The sequence below is a fragment of the Zunongwangia mangrovi genome, assembly GCF_900112105.1.
GTDB lineage: Bacteria > Bacteroidota > Bacteroidia > Flavobacteriales > Flavobacteriaceae > Zunongwangia > Zunongwangia mangrovi.
On the sequence record NZ_FOKV01000001.1, the window covers coordinates 745942 to 771607 of the forward strand.

22 protein-coding genes are annotated in these 25666 nt (G+C 36.8%); 7 read left to right on the forward strand and 15 right to left on the reverse strand.

Features of this window, described 5'->3' with window-relative positions:
* The first annotated feature begins 26 nt into the window (after positions 1-26).
* From BM201_RS03430 to BM201_RS03445, 4 genes are all read left to right on the forward strand, one after another.
* Positions 27-1184 (forward strand): methionine aminotransferase, encoded by a 1158-nt coding sequence (locus BM201_RS03430; protein ID WP_092539972.1) that lies wholly within the window; start codon positions 27-29, stop codon positions 1182-1184.
* Between the two features lie 28 nt (positions 1185-1212).
* Positions 1213-1842: a ligase-associated DNA damage response endonuclease PdeM gene (pdeM, locus tag BM201_RS03435; RefSeq protein ID WP_092539973.1), complete on the forward strand. Its 630-nt coding sequence runs from the start codon at positions 1213-1215 to the stop codon at positions 1840-1842.
* A 145-nt stretch (positions 1843-1987) separates the two neighbouring features.
* A complete protein-coding gene (locus BM201_RS03440; protein ID WP_092540617.1) occupies positions 1988-2776 on the forward strand; it encodes a hypothetical protein in 789 nt (262 codons plus the stop codon).
* Between the two features lie 438 nt (positions 2777-3214).
* Positions 3215-5005, forward strand: a complete 1791-nt coding sequence (locus tag BM201_RS03445; protein WP_092539974.1) for a hypothetical protein — start codon at positions 3215-3217, stop codon at positions 5003-5005.
* A 389-nt stretch (positions 5006-5394) separates the two neighbouring features.
* Here the strand turns inward: BM201_RS03445 and BM201_RS03450 are convergent, their stop codons facing one another.
* The 3 genes from BM201_RS03450 to BM201_RS03460 all read right to left on the reverse strand — a co-directional run bounded on the left by BM201_RS03450 (position 5395) and on the right by BM201_RS03460 (position 8396).
* Positions 5395-6753 carry a dihydrolipoyl dehydrogenase family protein gene (locus BM201_RS03450; RefSeq protein ID WP_092539975.1) on the reverse strand — a complete coding sequence of 453 codons (1359 nt, stop codon included), beginning with the start codon at positions 6751-6753 and terminating at the stop codon, positions 5395-5397.
* Between the two features lie 226 nt (positions 6754-6979).
* Positions 6980-7756 (reverse strand): SDR family NAD(P)-dependent oxidoreductase, encoded by a 777-nt coding sequence (locus tag BM201_RS03455; protein WP_092539976.1) that lies wholly within the window; start codon positions 7754-7756, stop codon positions 6980-6982.
* Positions 7757-7997: 241 nt separating this feature from the next.
* Entirely contained in the window at positions 7998-8396 is a 399-nt protein-coding gene (locus BM201_RS03460; protein WP_092539977.1) for a DoxX family protein, read from the reverse strand.
* A gap of 275 nt (positions 8397-8671) precedes the next feature.
* On the opposite strand from BM201_RS03460, the gene mfd reads away from it, so the two are divergent.
* The gene (mfd, locus tag BM201_RS03465; protein ID WP_092539978.1) at positions 8672-12052 is read left to right on the forward strand and encodes a transcription-repair coupling factor; all 3381 of its coding nucleotides are present in this window, start codon (positions 8672-8674) and stop codon (positions 12050-12052) included.
* Between the two features lie 174 nt (positions 12053-12226).
* On the opposite strand, the gene BM201_RS03470 is transcribed toward mfd, so the two are convergent.
* On the reverse strand, positions 12227-13027 hold the full coding sequence (locus tag BM201_RS03470; protein WP_092539979.1) for an NAD(P)H-binding protein: 801 nt from the start codon (positions 13025-13027) through the stop codon (positions 12227-12229).
* 229 nt (positions 13028-13256) lie between these two features.
* Positions 13257-15569, reverse strand: a complete 2313-nt coding sequence (locus tag BM201_RS03475; RefSeq protein ID WP_092539980.1) for a M20/M25/M40 family metallo-hydrolase — start codon at positions 15567-15569, stop codon at positions 13257-13259.
* A 212-nt stretch (positions 15570-15781) separates the two neighbouring features.
* On the opposite strand from BM201_RS03475, the gene BM201_RS03480 reads away from it, so the two are divergent.
* Positions 15782-16249 carry a CBS domain-containing protein gene (locus tag BM201_RS03480; protein ID WP_092539981.1) on the forward strand — a complete coding sequence of 156 codons (468 nt, stop codon included), beginning with the start codon at positions 15782-15784 and terminating at the stop codon, positions 16247-16249.
* On the opposite strand, the gene BM201_RS03485 is transcribed toward BM201_RS03480, so the two are convergent.
* The 3 genes from BM201_RS03485 to BM201_RS03495 all read right to left on the reverse strand — a co-directional run bounded on the left by BM201_RS03485 (position 16246) and on the right by BM201_RS03495 (position 17883).
* Complete coding sequence (locus tag BM201_RS03485) at positions 16246-16596, reverse strand: hypothetical protein (RefSeq protein ID WP_092539982.1); 351 nt, start codon at positions 16594-16596, stop codon at positions 16246-16248. The genes BM201_RS03480 and BM201_RS03485 overlap by 4 nt on opposite strands.
* A gap of 82 nt (positions 16597-16678) precedes the next feature.
* On the reverse strand, positions 16679-17338 hold the full coding sequence (locus tag BM201_RS03490; RefSeq protein ID WP_092539983.1) for a C40 family peptidase: 660 nt from the start codon (positions 17336-17338) through the stop codon (positions 16679-16681).
* Positions 17339-17454: 116 nt separating this feature from the next.
* Complete coding sequence (locus BM201_RS03495) at positions 17455-17883, reverse strand: DUF4174 domain-containing protein (RefSeq protein WP_092539984.1); 429 nt, start codon at positions 17881-17883, stop codon at positions 17455-17457.
* 202 nt (positions 17884-18085) lie between these two features.
* Here BM201_RS03495 and BM201_RS03500 point away from each other — a divergent pair, with 202 nt between their 5' ends.
* Positions 18086-19033 carry a C1 family peptidase gene (locus BM201_RS03500; RefSeq protein WP_092539985.1) on the forward strand — a complete coding sequence of 316 codons (948 nt, stop codon included), beginning with the start codon at positions 18086-18088 and terminating at the stop codon, positions 19031-19033.
* Positions 19034-19145: 112 nt separating this feature from the next.
* On the opposite strand, the gene BM201_RS03505 is transcribed toward BM201_RS03500, so the two are convergent.
* The 7 genes from BM201_RS03505 to BM201_RS03535 form a co-directional block, all read right to left on the reverse strand.
* A complete protein-coding gene (locus BM201_RS03505) occupies positions 19146-19631 on the reverse strand; it encodes a GyrI-like domain-containing protein (RefSeq protein ID WP_092539986.1) in 486 nt (161 codons plus the stop codon).
* A gap of 10 nt (positions 19632-19641) precedes the next feature.
* Entirely contained in the window at positions 19642-20118 is a 477-nt protein-coding gene (locus BM201_RS03510; RefSeq protein ID WP_092539987.1) for a hypothetical protein, read from the reverse strand.
* Between the two features lie 2 nt (positions 20119-20120).
* Positions 20121-20585: an OsmC family protein gene (locus tag BM201_RS03515; RefSeq protein ID WP_092539988.1), complete on the reverse strand. Its 465-nt coding sequence runs from the start codon at positions 20583-20585 to the stop codon at positions 20121-20123.
* A 273-nt stretch (positions 20586-20858) separates the two neighbouring features.
* Positions 20859-23027, reverse strand: coding sequence for a S9 family peptidase (locus BM201_RS03520; protein ID WP_175486968.1), 2169 nt, complete (start codon positions 23025-23027; stop codon positions 20859-20861).
* Positions 23028-23244: 217 nt separating this feature from the next.
* Positions 23245-24888, reverse strand: coding sequence for a MutS-related protein (locus BM201_RS03525; protein WP_092539990.1), 1644 nt, complete (start codon positions 24886-24888; stop codon positions 23245-23247).
* Complete coding sequence (locus BM201_RS03530) at positions 24888-25154, reverse strand: hypothetical protein (RefSeq protein ID WP_092539991.1); 267 nt, start codon at positions 25152-25154, stop codon at positions 24888-24890. Before BM201_RS03530 ends, BM201_RS03525 begins: the two co-directional genes overlap by 1 nt.
* 29 nt (positions 25155-25183) lie before the next feature.
* Entirely contained in the window at positions 25184-25660 is a 477-nt protein-coding gene (locus tag BM201_RS03535; RefSeq protein ID WP_092539992.1) for a DUF7000 family protein, read from the reverse strand.
* Positions 25661-25666: the final 6 nt, after the last annotated feature.

Genomic DNA, 25666 nt, shown 5'->3' on the forward strand with positions numbered 1-25666 from the left:
TTTATGCATCTTATTTAAAAATTTTTATGGCTTTTTCTGAATCCCTTATTTCTAAACTTCCGGCTTCTCCTGAAAATATTTTCTCAAAAATGAGCGGTTTAGCCAATCGTTATAACGCGATAAATATGTCACAGGGATTTCCTGGTTTTAAAAGCGATGATCGTTTAAAGGAATTGGTTTATAAGGCCATGAAAGGCGGTTATAATCAATATGCGCCCTTAGCAGGAATTCCAGAGCTACGCGAAGAAATTGTAAAGAAAATTGAAGTGCTTCACGGCAAAAAGTATCATTCAGATTCAGAAATAACTTTAACTGCCGGGGCATCACAGGCTTTAAATAGTGCTATTTCAGCTTTTGTTCATCCTGGTGATGATGTCATTATTTTTAAACCGGCTTACGATATTTACGAGCCGATCGTAAAAATAAATGGAGGAATTCCGGTTCATATTCAGCTTAAAGGAAAGGAATATACAGTAGATTGGAACGAAGTAAAAACTAAAATTAGCGATAAAACGAGGATGATCGTGATTAACACACCTCACAATCCCAGCGGAACTATTTTGTCTAAAGCAGATATGCTGCAATTAGAAAACTTGCTTAAAAACACCAATATCATCCTTTTAAGCGACGAAGTTTATGAGCATATTATATTCGATGGTAAAAAGCATCAAAGCGCTTCAGCTTTTCCACAATTGTCTGAAAGAGCAATCGTTTGTGCCTCTTTCGGGAAAACTTTTCATAATACGGGTTGGAAAATGGGCTATTGCGTAGCGCCAGAAATCTTAATGAAGGAGATTTGGAAATTTCATGAAATCACCGTTTTCTGCGTAAATCATCCTATGCAACGAGCTTTTGCGGAATATCTCAAAGACCCCGAAACTTACTTGAGTTTGCCGCAGTTCTATCAGGAAAAAAGAGATTATTTTCTTGAACAGATTAAAGACACAAGGTTTAAAGTTATTCCGTCTGCCGGAACTTATTTTCAGCTTTTGGATTATTCTGAGATTACAACCGAATCTGATATCCTTTTTGCTGAAAAATTAGTGAAAGAATACCAGTTAGCATCGATTCCGGTGTCGGTTTTTAATATCAATAATCAAGATCTAAAGCAATTGCGTTTTTGTTTCGCGAAGGAAAATGAGACTTTAGATAAAGCAGCTGAAATATTACTCAAAATTGGTTAATTTCGCCTCTCTTTTTTGAGGTCTAGAAATGAAAATCACCATCCAAAATAACCATTTTCAGTTGGCGTGTAGCGGCGTTTCTTATTGGGAAGAGCAAAAAGCTTTGCTGGTGGCCGATGTTCATTTGGGAAAGATCTCTCATTTTAGAAAATACGGCAGCGCGGTGCCACAATCAGCGATTCAGACGAATTTTGATCGTTTAGACGTAGCGGTAACCGAGTTTCAACCGCAGAAAATTATCTTTTTAGGAGATCTTTTTCATAGTGCCTTGAATGCCGAATGGAATTTATTTGAAAACTGGCTTCAAAAGCAGCAAGCTGAAATCATTTTAATTGCCGGGAATCACGATATCATTTCTCCGATTCATTATGAAGAACTAGGAGTGAAAATTTATCAGGAATTACAGATCGAGAACTTTCGTTTAACCCATCATCCTGAAGAAAAAGAAACCGATTTTAATATTTGTGGACATATTCATCCCGGTTATCGATTGGTTGGTTTAGCAAAGCAAAATTTAAAATTGAAATGTTTCTTTCGAAGCAAAAATCAATTGATTTTACCTGCTTTTGGTGAATTTACCGGTGCTTTTTTAATGAAACCTGAAGAAGAAGATCAAGTCTTTGTTTGTGCACAATCTGAAGTAATTCGAGTAAGCTAAAATTCATCCTATTTTCATACAAAATCAAACTTTAACCTAACACTAACGTTGGTTTATTCAGGCGTTTGGTAATTTCATTTGAAATTTGCGTCACCCTGAACCTGTCCATCAGGCAGGATCAGAAGGACAACTTAGCTCAAATACTATGAAACCAAAATTACTTGCTGTTCTCAATTTTATTTCCGTAGTGATCACACTTTTTGTGAGTTATTATACGCAGGCCGTAAAACTCAACGGAAATACGATGGGAAGTTTAAGTCACGAATATTTCAATTTATTCACGCCGGCAGATTATGCTTTTGCGATCTGGGGAATTATTTACCTGGGATTGCTGGCATTTTCAGGCTATCAAATCTACCAGGCTTTTGGCCCTAAAAAAGATTTGCAGTTTCTTCAGCAAACAAAATTCTGGTTCATTTTAGCGAATCTCGCCAATGCCGCCTGGGTTGTGATTTGGTTATACGAATACACCGGTTTATCGATCTTTTTGATGCTGCTGATTCTCTTTTCACTTATTAAGATCATTCTCAATACCAATATGGAACGCTGGGATGCACCTTTTAAGATCATCGCGTTTAGCTGGTGGCCCATTTGTTTGTATTCGGGTTGGATTGCGGTAGCGACCATTGCAAATATTGCCGCTTATTTAGCCAAGATTGGATGGAATGGAGGTATTTTTTCTGAAGTACAGTGGACGAGCACTATGATCGTGATTGCTGCAATTTTGAATATTGTAATGATTTATACCCGAAATATGCGCGAATTCGCCGCCGTTGGAATTTGGGCTTTATTTGCGATCTATATGCGACATTCAGAAAATCAAACTTTAATTGCTTACGTCGCTCTTGGCGCTGCAATTTTAATAGGGATTAACACAGCTTACCACGGTTTCATCAACCGAAAACAAAACCCAATGTATCGAATGATTAAGTAGTAGTTAGTAGTTAGACCGGCTGACGCCTTTTAGAAATTAGATTTTAGATCGCTTCGCTTTTGGAGAATAGATTCAGGATACAATTGAAAGGAATCAAGATTCATTTTCTTGAATTTTAAATTTATAATTGATGTCATCTCGACCGTAGCGGAGAGATCTTTTTTCTTTTGAAGTTATGAAATTTTTATAGGCGAAAGGTCATTCTGAACCTGCCCGTCCGGCAGGCGGGCTTGGTTTCAGAATCTCATAAGAGTGATAAGATCCCGGATCAAGTCCGGGATGACGAACTTATATCAACCAAAGTCTATTCTCTAGAATCTAGACTCTCAAATCTAATATCTCAATTCTAACTACTCACTACTAAAACCCCAAAACCTGATAAATATCATATTTTAAACGGTGGCTACTTTTCATCTTTGGTGATTAAACCTAAAACAAATGAAAAACGCCATATCCCCACATCAATTTCATATTCCGGTGATGGGCATTGCTTACACCATCGATACGCCGGTGAAAGTGGCGCATTTTGGGATAAATTCTTCCATTTCGATTATTGAAGATCACCTTATCGAAAAAATGCGCGAGTATTATTATAAACTCAACAACGAGACTTTTCAACCCATAACCAAAAAAGAACCAAACTTCAGGGCCAAGCGAATTACAGATTATCTTAATTTGATTAGCGAGGAGGTGAAAAAGAAAGTAGAAGAGGTGAAAACCGCTGCTTTTTCTAGCACTTCAGAGATTACCAAGTATTTCGAGATGCTCCCTGAAGTTTCAGAATTAAAGCAGAAATACCTCAAATTTCTTCAGCTTAATGATTCTTCGGAAAAAGAAAACCTGGAATCCGAACTTCGCGAGGAAGTAAAACCCGGTGCGATCGAAGTCAATATTATGACGAAGATCGATAACGATCAGCTTGACGAAAATAAAGAACCGGTAGAGAATGGTTCTGATGCTTTGCAGGCGCTAAAGGGTTATGCTGAAAGCGATTTAGAAAATTCAACTTTGGTATTTTCTGCAGGGATGAATCCAAGATTGTTTAATTACCTGTCTTCTTTTAAAACCTTCAGTCCAGATGAAAACGGAAATTTTCAGAAAGCGATTGCTATCAAAGTGAGCGATTATCGTTCGGCATTGATTCAGGGAAAATACCTCGCAAAACGTGGAATCTGGGTTAGTGAATTCAGAATCGAATCTGGCTTGAATTGCGGCGGACACGCTTTCGCAACCGATGGTTATTTGCTGGGGCCGATTATGGAAGAATTTAAGCAGAAAAAGGACGAATTACAGTCAGAATTAGCTTCTTTATACCGAAGTGCTGTTGCTGAAGAAGCCGAAATTTCAGCATTGCCAGAAATTAAGATCACCGTTCAGGGCGGGATTGGTACGTTTGAAGAAGACACTTTGCTGAAAGACTATTTTCAAGCCGATGCCACTGGTTGGGGTTCGCCGTTTTTGTTGTGTCCTGAAGCTACAAATGTTGATAAAGAAACCCTCGAAAAACTTCAAAAATCGAAAGAAAAAGACATTATTTTAAGTCATAGTTCGCCACTTGGCGTTCGGTTTAATTATTTGAAAGGTGCGAGTGGAGAAGAATTCCGAAGAAAAAATCTTTTGCGTAATAAACCCGGGAGCTCGTGTCCCGAGAAATTGTTAGAATCGAATACCGAATTTACCGAAAAGCCTATTTGCACCGCTTCGCATAAATATCAGAAATTAAAACTGAAGCAAATTCAGCATTCAGATTTATCGAATGAAGAAAAAGCGAAGGAAGCCGAAAAGTTGTTTCAAAAGGAGTGTTTGTGTACCGGTTTGTGCAATAGTGCAGCTAAAAATTACAATTTCAGCTTTGTAAAGAAAATGTATTTTGTGACCGTTTGTCCCGGGCCAAATTTGGCGTATTTCGATGATGAATATTCTTTGCAGGAACTTACAGATCATATTTATGGGCGTAAAAGTGTGTTGGATGGTTATCGCCCGCATATGTTTATTAAAGAGTTGCAGTTGTACATCGATTATTTGAAGGAATTGTTAGATACCACAGATTTTTCGAATAAGAGAGAGGCAAAAAAATTTACGCGATTTTCACAGAATTTGGAAGAAGGCATTACTTATTATAAGAATCTTTTCTGCGGAAGGGTAATCAAAGAAGAGCAATTTCTAACCGATCTATTAGTTTGTGAAAGTCAGATTTTAGAAATAACGCATCAGGCAGAAGTGGCTTAACAAAGTAGATCACTACGCTGTTAGATTTGAGATTTTAGATCGGCTTTACCTCTTAGAAAATAAATAATGTGTGAATGTGTTAATTTGGAAATGAATTTTTCAATTGCAATCATATAAATGTCAGGTCGAGTGATTTTAATGCAGCTTTAGCAAAATTAAAATAGTATCGAGATCTGGTTTTTCCGATCAAAAAGCATTTGTCATATCGAGTGGATTTCAATTGAAATTTGTATCGAGTTATCGTTTCCAATAAATTCTCGATACAATCCCGATAATATCGGGATCATTCGAATTGACATTTTATATTATTGATAGCAGCAGTATGTGCAGAAATCTAAAAGCGAAGCGATCTAAATTCTAGCAGCGAAGCGGTCTAATATCAATAAAAATCACGTCATTCCCTTAATATCATTGCTCCAGGTCGGGTAGGCAAAGATCATTGCTTTTAGATCCTTGCAAGAAAGTCCGCCGCACATTGCCATCACAAACATATTGATCATTTCACCGGCTTCCGGCCCAACCAAATGAGCACCAAGAACCTGTTCGGTTTTTTTGTCTTTGATGACTTTAAAAGCGTAATGTCGATTCGCAATTCGTTTAGAATTAAACCAACTGGGTGCCGATTTGTGATTCACCACATAATCAAAACCTCTTTCTTTGGCTTGTTGTTCCGAAAGTCCTACGGAAGCCACATTAGGAAGCGTAAAAACTACCGAAGGTTGCGGAGGATAATGCGCTTCAGTTTTATTGTATTTCCCTAAAAGATTCGCTGAAACCACACGTGATTCCTGAGAAGAGAGCGGCGTAAGCGGTAAACCTTCACTGTCTGAAACATCTCCGCAGGCATACACATCTTTATTTGAAGTATTCTGTAAATGTTCGTTGACTGAAATTCCTTTGTTGGTAAAAGCGACATTTCCTTTTTCTAAATCTAATTCATCTATCGAAGGAACACGCCCGGCGGTATTAAAAACCAATTCGGCTTTTGCTGAAACTTCTTCTCCGTCTTTGGTTTCCGCAGTTACGCGAAGATATTTTCGAAGCTTTTCAACCTTGGAAGCTTTCGCATTGAAGATGAATTTAATTCCGATTTTCTCGGAAGCATCAGTAAGATGAGCGACCATATCTTCATCAAAATTTGAAAGCGGTCTTGGTTCTGTATCGATCATTGTGACTTCAACGCCAAGACGTGCAGCGATATGTGCAAACTCCATCCCGATGTAACCGGCGCCGATAAAGATCATTGATTCCGGCAGTTTTTCTAACTCCAGGAAATCATCACTATTCAGCATTAATTCTGCTCCCGGAATTTTAAGGGGCATTGGTTTGTTTCCGGTAGCGATCACAATCTTTTTCGCTTTTACCGTTTTTCCTTCTACTGAAAGTGTGTTTTCGTCTAAAAACTTAGGGGACTGGTGGTACATTTTAATACCAAGTTCTGCCAGATCTTTTTCGGTGGCAGCGGGAATTGCTTCAGTAAATTTTAGCTTGAATTTCTGGAGATCCTGCCAGTTAACTTCCGGCATTTTTGAAATTCCCAGTCCCATCATATTTTGGGAACGTTCGATAATTTCTGTAATACCAACCAAAACTTTTTTAGGATCGCAACCTCGATTTGGGCAGGTACCACCGTATTCTCGGTTATCGGCGATAGCGACTTTCCAGCCGGCTTCAGCGCAATCTTTAGCCACGCCTTTTCCGGCAGTTCCGGTACCGATTACAAAAACATCAAATTCTTCTATTCCCATATTTTTTATTTTAGCTTTTTAGTAGTTAGATTTTAGATCGCTTCGCTGTTAGATTCTAGAATTTAGACAGTTTCACTTTTAGAAATTAGACAATTTGATAATGTGTCAATGTGCTAATTTGAAAATTTAGATATAGTCAACTTTCGCTTTAAATTGAGGTCTATAGTCTATGTTCTATTTTCTAATATCTTAGATCTAATGTCTCAATTCTAACTATTCACTACTATTATATATACTTCACAACTCCGCCCTCAACTTTTAGTTTTGCGCCGTTGGTTGCTGAAGAAAGCGGACTCGCAACATAAGCGATCATATTAGCCACCTCCTGCGGATCGGCAAAGCGTTTTAAGATCGATGTTGGTCGGTCGTTTTCAAAGAATTCTTTCTGAAAATCTTCAAAAGATTGATCTTCCGGAACTCCTTCTTCTAAACCTTCGGTTCGTGTTGGTCCCGGTAACACGCTGTTTACGGTTACTCCGGTTCCGGTAGTCAATTCAGCTAAACCTCTGGAAATTGCGAGCATTGCAGTTTTTGTCATTCCGTAGTGAACCATTTCCACAGGGATGTTTAAAGCACTTTCGCTAGAAATAAAGATGATTCTTCCCCATCCTTTTTCCATCATTTTCGGCATTAAAGCTCTCGAAAGTCTTACGCCACTCATTACGTTGATATCGTAAAACTGTTGCCAGTCTTCATCTGTCGTGTCGAAAAACTCTTTGTTAGCAAAGATTCCAACATTATTGATTAGAACATCTACACTCCCAAGTTGTGTGATAAGTGCATCTATTTCTTCAGTTTTGCTGAAATCACAAGCAATCCCGCTTATTTTTTTACTATCAGTTTCTTTTCTAAGTTTTTCTAAAGAAGTATTTACTGAATCCTGAGAGCTACCGTTAATTATGACTTCTGCTCCTTCTAAAGCAATGGTTTTTGCCGCAGCATAACCAATACCTTTTGTTGATCCTGAAATAAAAACTTTTTTGTTTTTTAGTTGATAATCCATTTTGTCTTTTTTTATTTAGAAATTAGAGCTTAGACCGCTACGCTATTAGAATATAGATGATTTGATAATGTCTAATTTTAAAATGAATGAAATGCTTAATTTTATTTCTAAATTTAGAAACAGTCAACTGCCGTTTTGAACACTGTCCTATTTCCTTTTTCAATATTTTCTTTTCTATGCTCCAGTTTCTCTTATCTTTTTTCTATACTCTATTTTCTAATATCTAACGTCTCAATTCTAACTACTCACTACTACTCTTCTTTACCGCCCAAACTTCATATTCCAGGTTTTTCAGTAGAAAAAAGATGAATAGCGCATACAACATTTGTGTGCCTACTGCGCCCCAATCTTCTTTAAAAGCACAGCCGGTAATGAGCATCATTATAAAGATGGCTGTTGCCGCGAGTGATTTTTTACTAGCAATCCCGAAAATGATAAATCCACCCAAAATCACTTCAATAAAAGGTATTGAGTAAGCAATCATTTCAACTAAAGCTAAAGGAAGCATTGTGCCTTCAAAACCCTGTGTGAGTCCGCTGGCAAAAGCTTCTAACTTTGGGATTCTAACAAATCCGTGAAGGAAAAAGTTGATTCCCAAAGTGATTCTAGCAAGCAGAAAAGCGAGTTGGTGGTTAGACATTGCAATTTTTCTTTGAAATTACATTCTTTGAGACGGAATCGCTGTTATGGAAATTGTAAAATATTTAGATGATGTTTTGCTAATTTGCGGCGTGAAATTAAAAGTTAGACCGCTAAAGCTACTAGAGAATAGATTTTAGACAGAAAGAAGAGTTATAGGAATTTCACATGTAAGTTACAATAAGCTGAGTGCTAATTGCTGATAGCTTAAAGCTAATACGTTAAAAATTTCATAGCCAGTTGTGAAGCTTTTTTTTAGCAATTATCTTTGCAGCAATGAGTACATCTACAATCGCCCAAAGTTTTGCACAATCCCCGCAACAGCAGGAATTGCGGGACGCTATTGCCGTTTCTGAAAAAAATACCGATAAACTTCATCTAAAAGGCCTTGTTGGCTCGTCACTTTCTTTTGTGGTGGCCAATGCTTTTAAAGACGCTAAGCGCCCATTTTTGATGGTTTTAAACGATAAGGAAGAAGCTGCTTATCACCTAAACGACCTCGAGCAGTTAGTTGGCGAGGACAATGTATTGTTCTATCCCGGCAGTTATCGTAGGCCATACCAGATCGAAGAAACCGATAATGCGAATGTGCTTTTACGTGCCGAAGTTTTAAACCGAATCAATTCGCGTAAAAAACCGCCCGTGATCGTTACCTATCCGGATGCGCTTTTTGAAAAAGTGGTTACGCGGAAGGAACTCGACAGAAGTACCCTAAAGATCAAGGTAAATGACGAACTTTCGATTGATTTTGTAAACGAAGTTTTGTTCGAATACAAATTCAAAAGAGTAGATTTTGTTACAGAACCTGGTGAATTTTCAGTGCGTGGTGGGATTATCGATGTATTTTCATTCAGTAATGACGAACCCTACCGAATCGAATTTTTTGGGGATGAAGTAGATAGTATTCGAAGTTTCGATGTAGAGTCGCAATTGTCTACCGATAAGGTGAACAAGATTTCGATAATGCCGAATGTTGAGAATAAAAAGCTCGATGAGGTTCGGGAGAGTTTCTTAAAATATGTCGCCGATAATACGCTGATATTCGTTAAAAATCTCGACCTTTTTTCAGCGCAGATCGATAAGCTCTTCAGTAAAGCAGAAGAAGCTTTTGAAAAAATTTCAGGAGAAATTAAACAAAGTGAACCAAAGGAACTTTTTTGTACTTCAGAATTAATAAAAAAACAACTCCTTGACTTTTCGGTAGCGGAATTAAGCAATCAGGCATACTTAAAACCGAAGAAGGAAATCGTATTTTTTGTGACTCCGCAGCCTTCGTTCAATAAGCAGTTCGATTTATTGATCAATAATTTAATCGAAAATCAGGAAAGAGGATATTCCAATTATATTTTCTGCGGAAGCGAACAGCAGGCGAAGCGTTTCCACGATATTTTTAAAGATCAGGAGAAAGAGGTAAAATATAAGACGGTGGTACTTTCGCTTTTTCAGGGATTTATTGATGAGCAGGCGAAAAATGTTTGCTATACAGATCATCAGATCTTTGAGCGTTACCATAAATTCAGCTTAAAAAATGGCTATGCGAAAAAGCAGGCGATAACGCTAAAAGAATTGACCAATCTTACGGTTGGTGATTACGTAACCCATATCGATCACGGAATTGGGAAGTTTGGCGGACTGCAAAAAATAGATGTTGAAGGCAAAAAGCAGGAAGCGATCAAATTGATCTATGGCGAACGCGATATCCTTTATTTAAGCATTCACTCGCTACATAAAATTTCAAAATATAACGGGAAAGACGGGAAGGAACCAAAGATCTTTAAACTGGGTAGTAATGCCTGGAAAAACTTGAAGAAAAAGACTAAAGCACGCGTTAAACATATTGCTTATAATTTAATTGAATTATACGCAAAACGACGTTTGCAGAAAGGTTTTGCTTACGGTCCCGATTCGTATTTGCAGCACGAGCTGGAAGCTTCATTTATTTATGAAGATACACCAGATCAAAGCACCGCAACCGAAGCGGTTAAAAAAGATATGGAAAACGAACGCCCAATGGATCGTTTGGTTTGTGGCGATGTTGGTTTTGGGAAGACAGAAGTTGCGATTCGTGCCGCGTTTAAAGCGGTAGATAACGGTAAACAGGTGGCGGTTTTAGTGCCAACCACGATTTTAGCTTTTCAGCATCATCAAACTTTTTCTGAACGTTTAAAAGATTTGCCGGTAACGGTTGATTATCTAAACAGATTTAGAACCGCAAAAGAACGTCGTGAAACCCTTGCCGATCTCGAAAAAGGAACGGTTGATATTATCATCGGGACGCATCAGTTGGTGAATAAGTCGGTTAAATTTAAAGATCTTGGATTGCTGATCGTTGATGAAGAACAGAAGTTTGGAGTAGCGGTTAAAGATAAGCTGAAAACGATCAAAGAAAATGTCGATACATTAACCTTAACGGCAACGCCAATTCCGCGTACACTTCAGTTTAGTTTAATGGCAGCGCGAGATTTATCGACCATTACAACGCCTCCGCCAAACCGTTATCCAATCGAGTCGAATGTGATTCGTTTTTCCGAAGAAACCATTCGTGACGCCGTGTTGTATGAAATTCAGCGTGGCGGTCAGGTGTTTTTTATTCATAACCGAATCGAAAATATTAAGGAAGTTGCCGGAATGATTCAGCGTCTCGTTCCGGATGCAAAAGTTGGCATTGGTCACGGCCAGATGGATGGGAAGAAATTGGAGAAATTGATGCTGAGTTTCATTAATGGGGAGTTTGACGTTTTGGTTTCAACTACGATCATTGAAAGTGGATTAGATGTCACCAATGCGAACACAATCTTTATTAATAATGCGAATAACTTCGGACTTTCAGATCTGCACCAAATGCGTGGTCGAGTAGGGCGAAGCAACAAAAAGGCGTTCTGTTATTTTATCACGCCGCCCTATTCTGCGATGACCGAAGAAGCGCGTAAACGAATGACGGCGCTGGAGCAGTTCTCAGACCTGGGAAGCGGATTCAATATTGCAATGAAAGATTTGGAAATTCGTGGTGCCGGAGATCTTTTAGGTGGTGAACAAAGCGGATTTATTAACGAAATTGGGTTTGATACTTATCAGAAAATCCTGAATGAAGCCATCGAAGAGCTGAAAGAAAATGAGTTTAAAGACTTGTATGCCGATCAGGAAAATGCAGAAGAAAAAGATTACGTAAAAGAAACGCAGATCGATACCGATTTTGAAATTCTGTTCCCAGATGATTATATCAATAATATCGCAGAACGACTGAATTTATATACCAAGCTTAACGAGCTGAAAACCGAAGAAGAATTAGAGAAATATGAAGCTGAACTGGTCGATCGTTTTGGAGAATTACCAATTCCGGCGGTTGATCTATTAAACAGCGTTCGTATAAAATGGATCGCTTCGAAAATCGGACTCGAAAGGATTATTATGAAGCAAAATAAATTGATTGGTTATTTTATTGCCGATCAGCAATCAAGTTTCTACCAAACCAATACGTTTACCAAAGTCTTGCAATACGTGCAAACGCATCCTAATGCCTGCAAGATGAAGGAAAAGAAAACCCGAAATGGTTTACGATTATTGCTGACTTTTGAAAGAATTAATTCTATCGAAAAAGCTTTAAAGGCTTTACAGCCTTTGGATTTTAGAAAGAAAACCGCTGAGGTCGAAGCTTAGATTTTTATATAATTCGCTTTTTGTCAACTTAATCTTTTCACTTTAATAATGTCATGCTGAACTGGATTCAGCATCTCATGCTGCAGACCCTGAATCAAGTTCAGGGTGACGGAAATACAAGAATTATGATAAAGCGGATATACAATGTGCTTAAGATTAATAACATCTAAAACCTCAAATCTGATATTTAAACTCAAAACCAATTTCAGCTAAATTATTCGAAGAAATTATTTTCCCTTTAGAAGGTCGATTTTGGTCATATTCTGGGGCTTTTATATTTCTTGATTTCGCTTCTTTGGCGTAGTATTCAGATTTTTTGGGATGTTCGGGATGGGCGGCATTAAAAACAGTCCCAAATTCATCATTTTTGATGATTTTGGATAATAATTGGATGCAATCTTCACGCTGAATCAAATTTGCCGGCGCATCTGCATTTTTGAGTCCGCTTTTATTACTTAGAATCGTTACCGGATGGCGATCTTTGCTAATTAAACCTCCAAATCTTACGATCGTCACATCAAAATTAGGATTATCGATCAATAAATTTTCGCAGGCGATAAGTTGTTTTGCAGCTGCAGATGTTCCGTTGGGTTTGCTTTCTTCAGTATATTCAGGGAAGCTTTCCTGATCCTCAAAAACACTCGTAGAACTAACGAATATTAGCTTTTGAATTCCAGATTTTTCGATAAATGAGATGATATTGGTGATTTTTCCGGTAAAATCTGCTTCTGGATTTCTTCGTAGTCCAGGCGGAATATCAATGATCAAAACATCTGAATTCGATAAAAAAGAGCTCATGTCACCCTGAACTCCGTTGTCATAAAGTTCGAGTTTATACGGCGTAATTCCTTCCGAAGAAAGTTCTTGCATTTTGCTGGCTGTGGTGGTAGATCCTTTTACAGAATAACCGTCTTCGACCAGCTTTTTTGCAAGTGGAAAACCTAACCATCCACATCCTAATATTGAGATTTGCATATTTTATAATTTTAGATTAGAGAACGCTTCGCTGTTAGATGTTAGAATTTAGACTTGTTGGCAGTTTCCGGTTCACGATTTTTTGATCTGTCTAAGCCTTCAGCAGTTAGCGATTAGATTAATTTGGTGTTCTTCAATCTTGGTTCTTTATTCCGTTTCCTTAATTTTAGAATTTGTCTATACTCTCTAATCTATTCTCTATTTTCTCAGTAGAAAACCTTCCTTATAATTACTCCAAAACAATTCGTTTCTTATAAATCACCGCATCGTTTAGCACGAAGGGTTTTGGGATCATGTTTTCCGCTCGTTTTGGTACGTTTAGTTCTTCATTTTCCAAAAGATCGTAGCTAGATTCGTATAAAATGAATTCGGCCGACTTGGATTTGTCTAAACTGAAATTCATTCGCAGCGTGTCTTTGCTGGAAATGTAATAACTTAATAGTCGGTTGCGCCATCTTCGGGTAAACATATTAAAGGATTCTTCGCCAAGCTTTACATCTTCAGGAGTTCTTCCGTTAACTTCAAATTTGCTGAAATCTGTTAAGTTTTCAGTGTAAATTTCCATGCGTTTTGCGTCTCGATTTGGTGCGATTTTTAACGAATATCGAAATTCGTTAGTTGTACTATCAATTTTTTGAAGGATGATCCCGGGTGCGGCGATATCGATCTTTGGCGCATCGCTTCGCCAGGTAAAACCAGAATTATATTTACTGCTGAATTTAGTTTCAGAAGTCGCTAATTTCACCGGTTCTTCTCCAAAATATTGCGCGGTCCATTCGTCGATCATGTTGTCGTAAGAAAACCAATTGGCTTTATCTTCATCGGCATCAAATAAATACACTAAGCTGTTGGGTTTAGGTTTTTCTGAAGTGAATTCTGAAGTAAAATGCGCATAAAACATAAACACATTGAAGCCAATAAACAGCAACACAGCGAGCAGATCTTTTTTACTGAAATATCCGAAAACGGGTAAAAACAGCGTAAATAATAAAATGCTGAGAATAGCTGCGACAAAAAGGATTTTTAATCCTAAAGCCACCGGAAACATTTGAATAAATGGAAATAAAATAAATAAAGCCGGTAAACTTAGAATAGTGTTTAAAATCAAATTTGGTTGCTTTTGGCGTAGCATTAAAAACAATTGGATAATGCCAAAATAAGCCGGAATGATAAAGTAGGCCGCACCTTTTAAACCAAAAGCGAGTAAGCTGCAAATAAGTATCCAGAAAAATAGCGGAGCTACAAATTGGGAGGCTGTATGCTCTTCAGAATAAAACTTGTGATACACAAAAAATGCCACCGTTAAACTTAACAATATTGCTGCAGTGATATAACTATAGCCGTTGTAGGTGAAGCCATGTAACATTTCGGAATATTCGGGATAGATGTAAAGACAGAATTTCCAAAGTCCAAAAACTAAAAGTCCGCCGATAATAAGACTTAAAAAATAGGGCACAAAACCTTTGAATATCGCCTTAATATCGAGTTGCTTTTTAAAGATTCCAAACCCAACAACAACGAAAAATAAAAGGAATGCCAGAATGAGCATTGGCGTGATCCAGCTAAAAGGATAAGTTATAAACTGGCCAAAAGGCAAATTGAAGTATAAAAGATCTTGATCTGAATTTAGTTGATTTAGATCTGCATTTTTAAAATAATGGAGTAGTGGCATTAGGTAATCGCCCTGGTGTGCCAGCGTTTCGAGATCTAAGTTATTAGGAACGTCATTCGCGGTATGATAATCAAAATGATCTCCAATAAATGCGAAGTTGAAGCCATTAATGTTTCCAAATTCTCTAAGAACCGTAAGATCTGTATCGTTTGGTAAAAGTTTATAAACACTGTAGGCTAAAGAATTTGTGGTAGGGAAAGGCACTTTAGCTTCTTTAAAAGCTTTGATAAGCTTGGCGTTTCCGGCATTGGTTTCTAACAGCATAAATGAGCTGCCACCGCTACCACGAGCTTCAAAATTTAAAGCAAGTTTTGCGTCTTTCGCCCAGGGATGTTCTTTGATAAACAGCTCGGCTCCCATAAGTCCGATTTCTTCAGCATCAGTAAATAAGATGATAATATCGTTTTCAGGAGTATTTCCTTCAGCAGTAAAAGCACGTAAACCTTCAAGAATTGTAGCAACACCGCTACCGGCATCACTGGCGCCATGCGAAGAATGTGGCTGGCTGTCGTAATGAGACATTAGAACGAGTGCGTCTCCGTTTCCACTTCCTTTAATTCGGGTTAAAATATTTTGTGGTCGGCTAAGAATTGCGGCATCATTTAGCACAAAATCCTCTTGAGTTTGTACTTCTAAGCCTAGATTTTGAAGCTCGTTAACGATATAATTTCTTACAGAACTATGTGCGGCACTTCCTAAATAGTGTGGTGATTCCCCAACTTTCTCTACGTGCTGAAACGCCCTGTTTACTGAAAATTCATTTTCTGGAACTTCTTCTTGAATATCTGATGGCTTAAGGCTGTAAAAGCTTAGCCAGCAACTAAAACTAATAAGAAGTAAAGCAATTAAAGCTTGTAAATTTTTAGACATTAATGCGCATTTAATCCCTTATTGAGGGGTTAATTCTCCGAGGCTCGCCTCGAAATTAAAAATTTGTTTCCAACGAATGCCCCGAGGTAGTTTACTTTTCTGAAAAAATAAAGATACTATAGTTATAAAAACTAACCTTGAAATTTGCACTTCTTTAAAAAGATATCAAAATTCCTTATATTTAAGTAATTAGTAATCAAAATTTTACAATTATGGGAATTAAAAGTTTTCAGGGAAGGCGTGCGGCTCCCGTTAAATTAGAAAGCGCACCAATTTTAGTTGAAGATTATATGACCAGTTCATTGATCACTTTTAAGAAAGACCAATCTGTAGCCGAGGTTATGGAAGCTATGATCAAGAACAAAATTTCTGGAGCACCTGTGGTGAACGATTTTGGCGAATTAGAGGGCGTGATTTCAGATGGTGATTGCATGAAGCAAATTTCTGAAAGTCGCTATTTTAATATGCCGATTGGTGATATGAAGATCGAAAATTATATGGACGATAATGTAGCGGTGATCGATAAAAACTTAAATATTTTCGATTGCGCACAATTATTCTACAAGCATGATTGTAGAAGATTTCCTGTTATTGAATATGGGAAATTAATAGGAATGATAAGTCGTAAGGATATTCTTTGTGCTGCCTTAAAACTTAGAGGGCAAAACTGGCATTGTTAGTTGCGTTTTACTAGTGCATAATACTCCTCATTCTCTAAAGGTAAATACCCCTGATTGTAAATAAAATAATATGTTTTCCCCGCCTGGGTAGTATAAACACTAGTGAAATATTGAAAATTAAAACCCTCAGCCAGCAACTTTGTCTTGCTGGTTTTTGTTTTTTCATCTGGATTTAATTTTTCTAGGATCCTATAATTTTTGCGTAAGATATTATTAATGTTACGCATAAGGTTTTTACTGTCTTTGTTCAGTTTATTATGATAAGAATTCCTGCAATAATCACTACAGAATTTTTTATCGATTCTCCCCACTAGCTTTTCGCCACATTCTAAACAAAACTTATCCATTCTTTAAGTTATTGAAAATATTAAGAGATTAAAAATCAAACACTTAATGCTTTTTTGCTAAAAGGTGAAAGCGTTATAAATTTTAACTTTGTAATAAAGATTCTACAGTATTTAGGGTTTCAGAAGTGTAAATTCCGTCTACTGTTAACTGGTTGTTTGCCTGAAATAACTTCAGTGCATTTTCAGTTTTAGGTCCAAAATCACCATCAACATCTCCGCAGTTATACCCTAAGAAGTTGAGTAATTTTTGAAGTTTTATGACCTCGTTTCCTTTATCTCGTCGTTTTAAAGTAGGTTGGGGAATACTTAATGTATCTACTTGTGATATTCGGCGATATGAAAGCACTTTTTTAGCATCATAACCAGTAATGTTTACCGCATTACTTTGGTTACCGCCAAGACAATATACGATGCTGGCATCTTTATTAAAACCGGTAAAAAAGCCAACATGGCCCTTCCAGCTTAACGGATCTTCGCGCCAAAAGACAACGATGTCTCCGGGTTTAGGATCTTTAACCGCGATACCAATATTTGTCCAGGATCTTGCAGCTGCACTTCCAGAAGACTGGAGTCCGGCCTTTTTAGCAACCCAGTTTACAAAAGTACTGCACCAGGCGATTTCGTCGTTCGTGATGCCTATAATGCCAGATTCTTCAGCGTATTTTACGATTTGAGGATTATCCTCGCTGCCGCTAATTTCTTTTGTTCCTAATTGCGATGCAGCAATTTTCAACAAGTCCATAAAACTTAATTTAAGTTTGTCTGGTTAGCTAAGTTTTTGGGTTGCTTAAAGTTACGTAAAATATTCGCAAAAAAAATACCCCAAAACGGGGTATTTTATCGAATTTGTCTAAAAAACTAGTGGGATTGTTCTATTTCTGCTCTACGCATTGGCATACTATCAATTTTTTCAAAAATTTCTTCGGCTGGTGTATATTCTTTTTTACGCAATTTAGTTCCGCCGTCAAGACCAATTAGAATAAGTTCGAAATTGGTATTTGATCTTTTAAATTTTTCGTAGAAATTATCTCCCTTATTCCAATCTGGTGAATCGCTAATTCCTGTAGCATATTTTTTTGGTGTTACCTGATAAACAACAATCTTACGTTCTTCCAGATCTTTTTCCTGCGCTCTAAATTCGCCTAATTGTTGTTTAAAGTCACTGTTGTCTTTAGAATTAGTAAGCATTAAGACCAACCTGTTTTCCCATAAGTGAGTATCTTTATCCTGTGCATTTATATTTCCTAAAGCCATAATACTAAATAATGTGATTGCTATTAATTTCATGACTAAATGTAGAAATGATTCTAAAAAATCTATTTTAATTAGTTGTTAAAGAGTTACTTATTTAACGAATTTTATCATTGAAATAAAGCTTGTTTGTTTTTATTTAACGAGTAGCTTCAAAGATCACAAATTCATTTTAGCTAATATTGGTGTAGAATTTGTGATAGCTTTTCTATAGCTACCTATTACTACATATACACCTATGAAGCATTTTAAACTTTTACTTGTTATAATTCCTTTTGCTTTAATCTCCTGTTATCAGGATATGGATGATAATATGCCAAGACAGGAAAACACTCCAGATCCTTTAGACGACAATCAATTTATTACTGAAGAAGGTGAGGTTTTCTCAACCGGCTTATCATGTACAGGAACCGGTAATTTTTCTACTGGAAAAACTCAAATTTTAAATGATCTTGAAATTCCTGAAGAATTACCTGAAGAATTTGATCTTTCAGAATTTTTACCACCGGTGGGAGACCAGGGACAATTGGCTTCCTGTTCTTCGTGGGCAGTAAGTTATTATCTAAAATCTTTTCAGGAGTATTTAGAAAATGGCGAAGATTATTCTTCAGCAACAACTTTTAGTCCGTCATATACTTACAATCAGCTAACTATGGGTGAATGTGGCGGCACCAGCATTGCAGAGACCTTAGATCTAGTTCAGGAACAGGGTGTAAGTTCTTTAGCCCTTTTTCCTTATGATGAAAATGGATGCTCAGAACAACCCACAGAAGAACAGATCGCGGCGGCAACGGCAGCTAGAATTTCAGCATTTAGGAGCTTAAGCGGCGAAAATATGCTTGCCGAAATGAAAACTTTAATTACCCAGCAACAACCAATCGTGATTGGTGCATATTTGTCTACCGAGTTTGGTACGACCGATAGTTTTGGACTTACCGCTTATCGTGAACATGTCGTAGATTATGGTACGGGCGATTGTCACGCTATGTTGGTAGTGGGATTTTCAGATGAATATAATGCTTTTAAAGTGGTGAATTCCTGGGGAGAAAATTGGGGGTCTGATGGGTTTGTATGGATCGATTATGCTGCTTTCGAAAATGTGAGCGATCAAAGCACAAACTTCAGAGTAATTAATAATGCCTATATCGCCTACGATGCTGTAACCGAGCTTGAACCCGAAGTTTAGTTTTTATTAGCACCGCCAAGAGTATAATACTGCGAGGCTTGCCTAAAAATTAAAAATTTGTTTCTACTGAATTCCTCGAGGTAGTTTATTGCTGAAATATTTTAAGCTGAAGTTATTTTATAGGAATCCATATTTCTTCTTCGGAAGTAGGATCGTTGTTCTTATATTTTTCTCCCATGATCGCAAGATGCGGCCTTTCGTCTAGTTTATATCCTGAAGATGGTAACCATTGCTGAAATATAAGCTGATAAAACTGCGGCGCTTCACTGCTACTTCCTTTGTAATTAAAAATTGCGTATTTCCCTTCAGGGATTTCTAATATTTTAAATTCTGAAGGTACTTTTTCAACTTCTTCCTTTCTAATGGCAGCCCATTTTGTAAAGTTTACGGTAGGATTAAAATTCGAGAAAAACGATAGATCTTTATAAACTTCAACAGAAAATAAATCGATCTGTTTTTTGCCCAAAATCGACATTTTAAGCGGTATAAATTGTTGCCATAACTGGCCGGTTTTATTTTCAGCAAAAGACATTTCCGTAGAAATTCCGATTAAAGAAAAACCTTTGGAAATATGGATTTTAGGTTCCGGTATTACCATTACGAAAGAATTAAGCTCCCGCGGCTGCGGCAGCTTTTAAACGATTATTAATTAGAAAGGTACTTATGGCGATAAGAAGGCTTAAATCTTCATTTTTCTTGTTGTTTTCTATGTGTAGAAGAAAATCTGGATGAAATTTTTTCCAGTTACTTTTTGCGTGAATCCTTAGAATATCATTTTCATCGGATTTCACCACAAATTTAGAATGCCAGATAGTTTCCTGCTCTAGCTGATAGGGTTTTTCTTTAGATTTTAAGCTGATTACTGCGTCTTGTTTCCAATTCAGTTTAATATTGCCGATTTCTCGATGATTCGAAGTAATAATAAAATTGTTTTGCCAAAAGCCTTTTGCTTTAATTTCAAATTGTTTGCCCAGATATCGAAATTCGGCATTATTAGACCACCATTTTCCATACTCTAATTCAAGAATAACCTTGTTGTGTTCCAGAAGTTGGAATTTTCGCTGATTGATGACTTTTATTTCCATGTTTAAAATTGATAAGTTGCCGCATGCCTAATTGGAAAATTACAAGAATTTGCGATAAAACAGAATTTATTTGCTTCTTTATGTAGATTTTCGGCTTTTTCGAGCATGGTTTTATCAGCCAGCCTTATCTGTGGATAAAGCGTAACTTCAGTAAATTTTCCACTACCATCTTTGTTTTCGATCATTTTACCGCTTGGTTGATCCTGATACTCTAAAACAATGATTTTATTGGAAGCACATAGATGAAGATACCAAAGCATATGGCAGGAAGCGATCGAAGCGAGTAGAAGTTCTTCAGGATTATAAAGTTTAGGATTTCCTAAAAATGCAGGATCTGAAGATCCCTTTATCACAGCTTTATCTTTTGCCTGGATCGTATACTCGCGTTCGTAATCTTTGTAAGTTTTTGTGCCAACACCTTTGTTGCCGGTCCAATTGAGATTAATGGTGTAATTATGGATTTTCATTTTAAAGTTGGTCGATTATTCCTTTTGACGATTTTAAACATCTTGTCATTCCGGACTTGATCCGGAATCTCATATAAATATAAAAACAGTAATTTCAATGTTAAGCTAACTCATTATCAATTATATCTAAATGGAATTCTTCACCTTCAATTCAGAAAATAGATTCTTATTAGGATATTGTTGAGCAATTATCGAGGCTTACATTAAGCCTAAAAAACAAAAAGCCGGTAATCATAGATCTACCGGCTTTTTGTTTTTTTAATTCAAAAGAAATCATCTTCTTCGTGGCATTTCAATTTTAAACTCTTTTGGATGTTCTGCACCCATTAGATTTTCAACGAAATAATCCCATCTTCTTCTAGTCATATAATAGCTATCCCTTCCGTAGCCGTGGCGTGCATTTGGGAAAATGATCAAATCGAAATCTTTATTCGCTTTGATCAATGCATCGATCACCAAATACGAGTTGTAAGGAGGTACGTTGTCATCTAAATTACCATGCGCAATTAACAAATCTCCCTGTAGGTTTTCAGCATTGTATTGATTGGCTTGTAGTTCGTAATTAGTTTTTCCGTTTTCGGTTTCTTCAATTAAACCAATGTATCTTTCTCCCCAATCATCTTCATAGTTTCTGTTATCATGGTTTCCAGATTCAGAAATTCCAACTTTATAAAATTCAGGATAAGAGAACATCGCATCTGCAGTCGCAAAGCCACCACCGGAGTGTCCCCAAATTCCGACTTTATCTAAATCCATATACGAATATTTTTCAGCCAATTGCTTAATTCCGCTTATTTGATCTTCTAGCGTGTTATCGCCCATATTACCATAGCAGGCATCGTGGAAAGATTTAGATCTTCCCGGGTTACAGCTACCATCGATCACCACAACGATAAATCCAAGTTCTGCTAAAGCCTGGTGATCGCTACGTGAAGGTGAAAAATAACGACCACCAACACCACCACCCTGTGGGCCTGGATAGATATAGTTCACTACCGGGTATTTTTTAGATTCATCAAGATCTGTAGGCGTAAACATTAATCCGTATAAATCCCATTTCTCATCTGCAGATTTTACTTTTATAGGTTTTGGTGCCTGCCAGCCGATAGCTTCTAAACGTGAAATATCTGCTTTTTCAAGATCCATTATTTTACGGCCTTTAATATCTCTAAGTACAGCAACATTAGGAACATCTGGCTGTGAGTAGTTATCTACAAAATATTTGTTTTCTGGAGATAGTGAAACGCTGTGCATTCCGTTTTCCGGAGTTAATAGTTTTAGTCCTCTACCGTTAAATTTTATGCTGTAAAAATGTCTAAAATAAGGATCGCGACCTTCTTCTTTACCCTGCGCGTAGAAGTATAACATTTCTTTGTCTTCGTCTACTTCAACTAAACTGGTTACTACAAAATCTCCTTTGGTGATTTGATTTTTAAGTTCTCCGCTTTCAAGATCGTAAAGGTATAGATGCCCCCAATCGTCACGTTCAGAATACCAGATAATTTCGTCTGATTCTGGTAAATAATGCCAGCTTATAGTGCCTTGTCCAGATTCGAATTGCGTCTCTGTTTCTTCAGTAAAAATATCTCTTACTTCACCAGTTTCAGCGTCTGCTACACGAAGAGTAACTTTTTTGTGATCACGGGAAACCGAAGCAAAAGCTAAAGTCTCTGAGTCTGGACCCCATTCGTTATCGCCAAAAGTGCCGTCACAGGCAATATCGTCGCAAAGTGTACCACGTCTTGCATCTGCCGGAATATTTAGTTTGGTGATCTCGTTATCTTCAGTATCGATAATTACACGTTCAATTTTAATGATCGCTGAATCCTGCGGAATTGGATATTTCCATTCCTGAAGTTTTGGTTCGCCAACTTTGGTTTCTACCAGGTACATATCGCTTACATGGCGTTGATCTTGTTTAAACGTAGCGATCTTTTTAGAATCCGGGCTCCAAAGTACGATGGGTTTATCACTATGTTTCCAACCCGCATTATCTGTCGCGTAACCATAGTTTTTCTCTCCATCCTGGGTAAGTTGAGTTTCCTCGCCAGTTTCGTTGTCACGCATCCAAAGATTCCAGTCCTTAATATAGACTGTTTTTGAGCCATCTGGAGAAGCCACTTCTGTCCAGGATCTTCTTTGGCCTTCTTCCGGTTTTTCACCAAGTAATTCTTCAAGCGAATTTGAAGTTTTTTTAGATTTTTTCTTGGGATCTACAAGAACGTATTGTTGCTCCTCATTAACCGAAATTTCATACCAAAAACTGCCGTTATCCAGCCAGTTTGGGCGAACATTAGCTTTGTCGACTAGAGGATACGTATTGAAGCCAAGAAATTTAGCGGCCTGTTCATAATCTTCAGTAGTAAGTTTTTTGGGGCTTTGTTGCGCGAAACCCGAAAAGGAAATCACTGCGATACACAGTAGAGAAAAAAATTGTTTCATCGTATGTTTTGCTTTTGAGCTCAATTTAGTAAGATTTTTTTAATAGCGATTTCAGTGGAATACTGAAGTCTGTTTAGTTTTAACAAGAAAAGGATTAATAGATTTAACCCCCTGGCGCTTATAGTTAGGGGTAGAAATAAAATTTTTATATCAGGACAAAAAAGTGAAATGCCAGGGTAGTTAATCTGTATTTTAGACTAGCAAAAAGCTAAATGGTTTAATTCGGTTTGTTTTTTAACATTTCAGCTTCAGTAATTACCTGTTCGGGAAAATCATAAAGCGCCAAGATCTTTATCGCATTTTTGGTTTTTAGCGGTCCTTCTTTTAATTTATGATCAAAGTTTAATTCTTGATTTTGAATACTTTCACTAAAATGATACAGTTCAAAATCGTTTTGCGTTAGCATTTCGGTAAGTTCGATATCGTGGGTAGAAACCATCACAATATTTTTTGCGGTATTTAGATAGGACAAAATAGATTTTCCGGCAGCGATGCGTTCTTCGGTATTTGTTCCTTTAAAAATTTCATCTAGAATAAACAATTTGGGCGTATCTTCTTTTGAGTGATCCAGCAGCTTTTTGATCTGTAAAACTTCTTCCAGATAATAACTGGTATTTTCTGTTTGATTATCGGTAATTCTAATCGAAGAATATAGTTTTAGAAAGGGAGCAGTAAAATCTTCAGCAAAACAAATATTTAGGGTTTGTGCCAGCAGCGTATTAATGGCGAACGTTCTTATAAATGTACTTTTCCCAGACATATTGCTACCGGTAAGGAGCATGCTTTTTTCTGAAAGCTCTAAATTATTGGTAACACAGTCTTTGATTAATGGATGCCGAATTTCGCTAAATCTAATCTCTTTTTTATTGCTGAAATGAGGTTGGCAGATGCGATCTTGATATTCGGTTTTAATAGAAGCCACTGCAATAGCCGAATCGATTTCTCCTAAAAACCGAAAAAGTTTTTCTATATCATTTCGTTTATGCTGAATGTCTTCCAGAAAATTGAAAAACAATAAAATTTCGATATTAAAAGTAATCTTAAGCACCTCGAAGAAAAACCAGCCAAAAAAGGCAAACTCATCATTCATCTTATTCTCGAAGCCAATAAGCGAAGTTTTAAACTGAATTTTCTTTACAGATCCTATAAACTTTAAGTCCTTAAAATAGGTTCTAATATTGCCGAAATTCGATATTTTATCACCGGCTTTTATTGCGATACTAAGTTGGTGAACCGCATTTAGATAATAGTTGAGGTTATTTTTATTGCGATAATGCAAAACCATATTGGTCATAAAAACTGGAAGCATGATTAGGAATAAAACTGGATAAAAGAAACCACCAATCAGGCTAAAAATGGATAAAAAACTAAGAATATATACCCAAAAGATCCATTTTGGGCGTTTCATGGGTTCATCTGTAATCAAGCGAACAAAATCGTACGCATTGTAATGATTCAGTTTTGATAATTGCGACTGAATTTTTAAACGGTCGTTTTCATGTTCTAAAAATGTATCTGAAAATGTCGAAAATCGCCTCAATTGCGTTTCGTTATTAATATTCCGTAGATGATTATAAAAATATTGTTGTCCGGGTTTGGAAGTTGTTCGATCTAAAAACGCGAAAAGCGCTGAGAAATCCAGGTCTTTTGCCGATTGATCATTTATTTGATGAAAATCGCCAAGATGAAGTTGGGCGGCATAATAGCTTTTAATCTGGTCGAAGTTAAATTTTTCGGTTTTAGCTTTGGCCCAATTATCTTTAAGTTGTTCAACATGTTTTTTTGCAGCCCTTTTCTTTAAAAGTCTGAAAAGTAAATAGAGAATGATCCCAATTATGGCTAGATAAGAATACAGCTGCATCAAGAAAATTTAGTTGCAAGATAGCCAATAATCGCAGCCAGACCTATCCAAAATATAATTCCTAAAATGATGAGTTGATTGGCTTGTTTTAGTTTGGTGTCGTAGCCGTGTTTTTTAAAACGGTCCAACTGAGATTCGCTAAAATCATCTAACGATTTATGTCGTGCTCTTGGAGTAATGAATGGTAAAATGAAAAACTCTAAACTTTCCATTTTACTTAGCGTCGCTTTTGCACGTTTCCTTCTATTTTCTTCTTCTAGATTCATTGGTTAGTTTATAACCTATTTTTTAATCTCTAAATGAAATCCATTATTTCCAATAGATTTTTATTCAATTCGATTTCAAGATTTTTTTGTAAAAGGGGGAGGTTATTAAAGTTTGGATTTTCGATTAAAACTACTTCTAAAACTGAATATTCTGGCATTTCCATGCGATTTTTAATCCATTTTGTTTCCTTCAAGAAAGTCCAGTATTTTTTCTGAATTTCAGCAGTATTACCCAGAAGCCATAGTTCGAATCGCATTTCGAGGTGATTTAAGACTAATCCGAATTTTAGTTTTTTGCTTTTCAGAAAATCATTAGAAAAGTAGAAATAGGTATAATCCAGATAGCCATGTAAAATTCCGGTAACCGAATAATCAAAAGAAGAATCTCGCTTAAGATCAGTTCTTAGTTTCATGACGAATGAAACCAGTTCTTTGTAAGCAATAAGAATATCACCTTTTTGAAGTTGAGCCTGATAAACGGCGACATAATCGTTTAGATTTTTCATAAAAAG

Bases quoted from the DNA above. Each gene is read 5' to 3' on its own strand.
- BM201_RS03430 (WP_092539972.1), top strand. From the start codon at position 27: ATGGCTTTTTCTGAATCCCTTATTTCTAAACTTCCGGCTTCTCCTGAA.
- pdeM (WP_092539973.1), top strand. From the start codon at position 1,213: ATGAAAATCACCATCCAAAATAACCATTTTCAGTTGGCGTGTAGCGGC.
- BM201_RS03440 (WP_092540617.1), top strand. From the start codon at position 1,988: ATGAAACCAAAATTACTTGCTGTTCTCAATTTTATTTCCGTAGTGATC.
- BM201_RS03445 (WP_092539974.1), top strand. From the start codon at position 3,215: ATGAAAAACGCCATATCCCCACATCAATTTCATATTCCGGTGATGGGC.
- BM201_RS03450 (WP_092539975.1), bottom strand. From the start codon at position 6,753: ATGGGAATAGAAGAATTTGATGTTTTTGTAATCGGTACCGGAACTGCC.
- BM201_RS03455 (WP_092539976.1), bottom strand. From the start codon at position 7,756: ATGGATTATCAACTAAAAAACAAAAAAGTTTTTATTTCAGGATCAACA.
- BM201_RS03460 (WP_092539977.1), bottom strand. From the start codon at position 8,396: ATGTCTAACCACCAACTCGCTTTTCTGCTTGCTAGAATCACTTTGGGA.
- mfd (WP_092539978.1), top strand. From the start codon at position 8,672: ATGAGTACATCTACAATCGCCCAAAGTTTTGCACAATCCCCGCAACAG.
- BM201_RS03470 (WP_092539979.1), bottom strand. From the start codon at position 13,027: ATGCAAATCTCAATATTAGGATGTGGATGGTTAGGTTTTCCACTTGCA.
- BM201_RS03475 (WP_092539980.1), bottom strand. From the start codon at position 15,569: ATGTCTAAAAATTTACAAGCTTTAATTGCTTTACTTCTTATTAGTTTT.
- BM201_RS03480 (WP_092539981.1), top strand. From the start codon at position 15,782: ATGGGAATTAAAAGTTTTCAGGGAAGGCGTGCGGCTCCCGTTAAATTA.
- BM201_RS03485 (WP_092539982.1), bottom strand. From the start codon at position 16,596: ATGGATAAGTTTTGTTTAGAATGTGGCGAAAAGCTAGTGGGGAGAATC.
- BM201_RS03490 (WP_092539983.1), bottom strand. From the start codon at position 17,338: ATGGACTTGTTGAAAATTGCTGCATCGCAATTAGGAACAAAAGAAATT.
- BM201_RS03495 (WP_092539984.1), bottom strand. From the start codon at position 17,883: ATGAAATTAATAGCAATCACATTATTTAGTATTATGGCTTTAGGAAAT.
- BM201_RS03500 (WP_092539985.1), top strand. From the start codon at position 18,086: ATGAAGCATTTTAAACTTTTACTTGTTATAATTCCTTTTGCTTTAATC.
- BM201_RS03505 (WP_092539986.1), bottom strand. From the start codon at position 19,631: ATGGTAATACCGGAACCTAAAATCCATATTTCCAAAGGTTTTTCTTTA.
- BM201_RS03510 (WP_092539987.1), bottom strand. From the start codon at position 20,118: ATGGAAATAAAAGTCATCAATCAGCGAAAATTCCAACTTCTGGAACAC.
- BM201_RS03515 (WP_092539988.1), bottom strand. From the start codon at position 20,585: ATGAAAATCCATAATTACACCATTAATCTCAATTGGACCGGCAACAAA.
- BM201_RS03520 (WP_175486968.1), bottom strand. From the start codon at position 23,027: ATGAAACAATTTTTTTCTCTACTGTGTATCGCAGTGATTTCCTTTTCG.
- BM201_RS03525 (WP_092539990.1), bottom strand. From the start codon at position 24,888: ATGCAGCTGTATTCTTATCTAGCCATAATTGGGATCATTCTCTATTTA.
- BM201_RS03530 (WP_092539991.1), bottom strand. From the start codon at position 25,154: ATGAATCTAGAAGAAGAAAATAGAAGGAAACGTGCAAAAGCGACGCTA.
- BM201_RS03535 (WP_092539992.1), bottom strand. From the start codon at position 25,660: ATGAAAAATCTAAACGATTATGTCGCCGTTTATCAGGCTCAACTTCAA.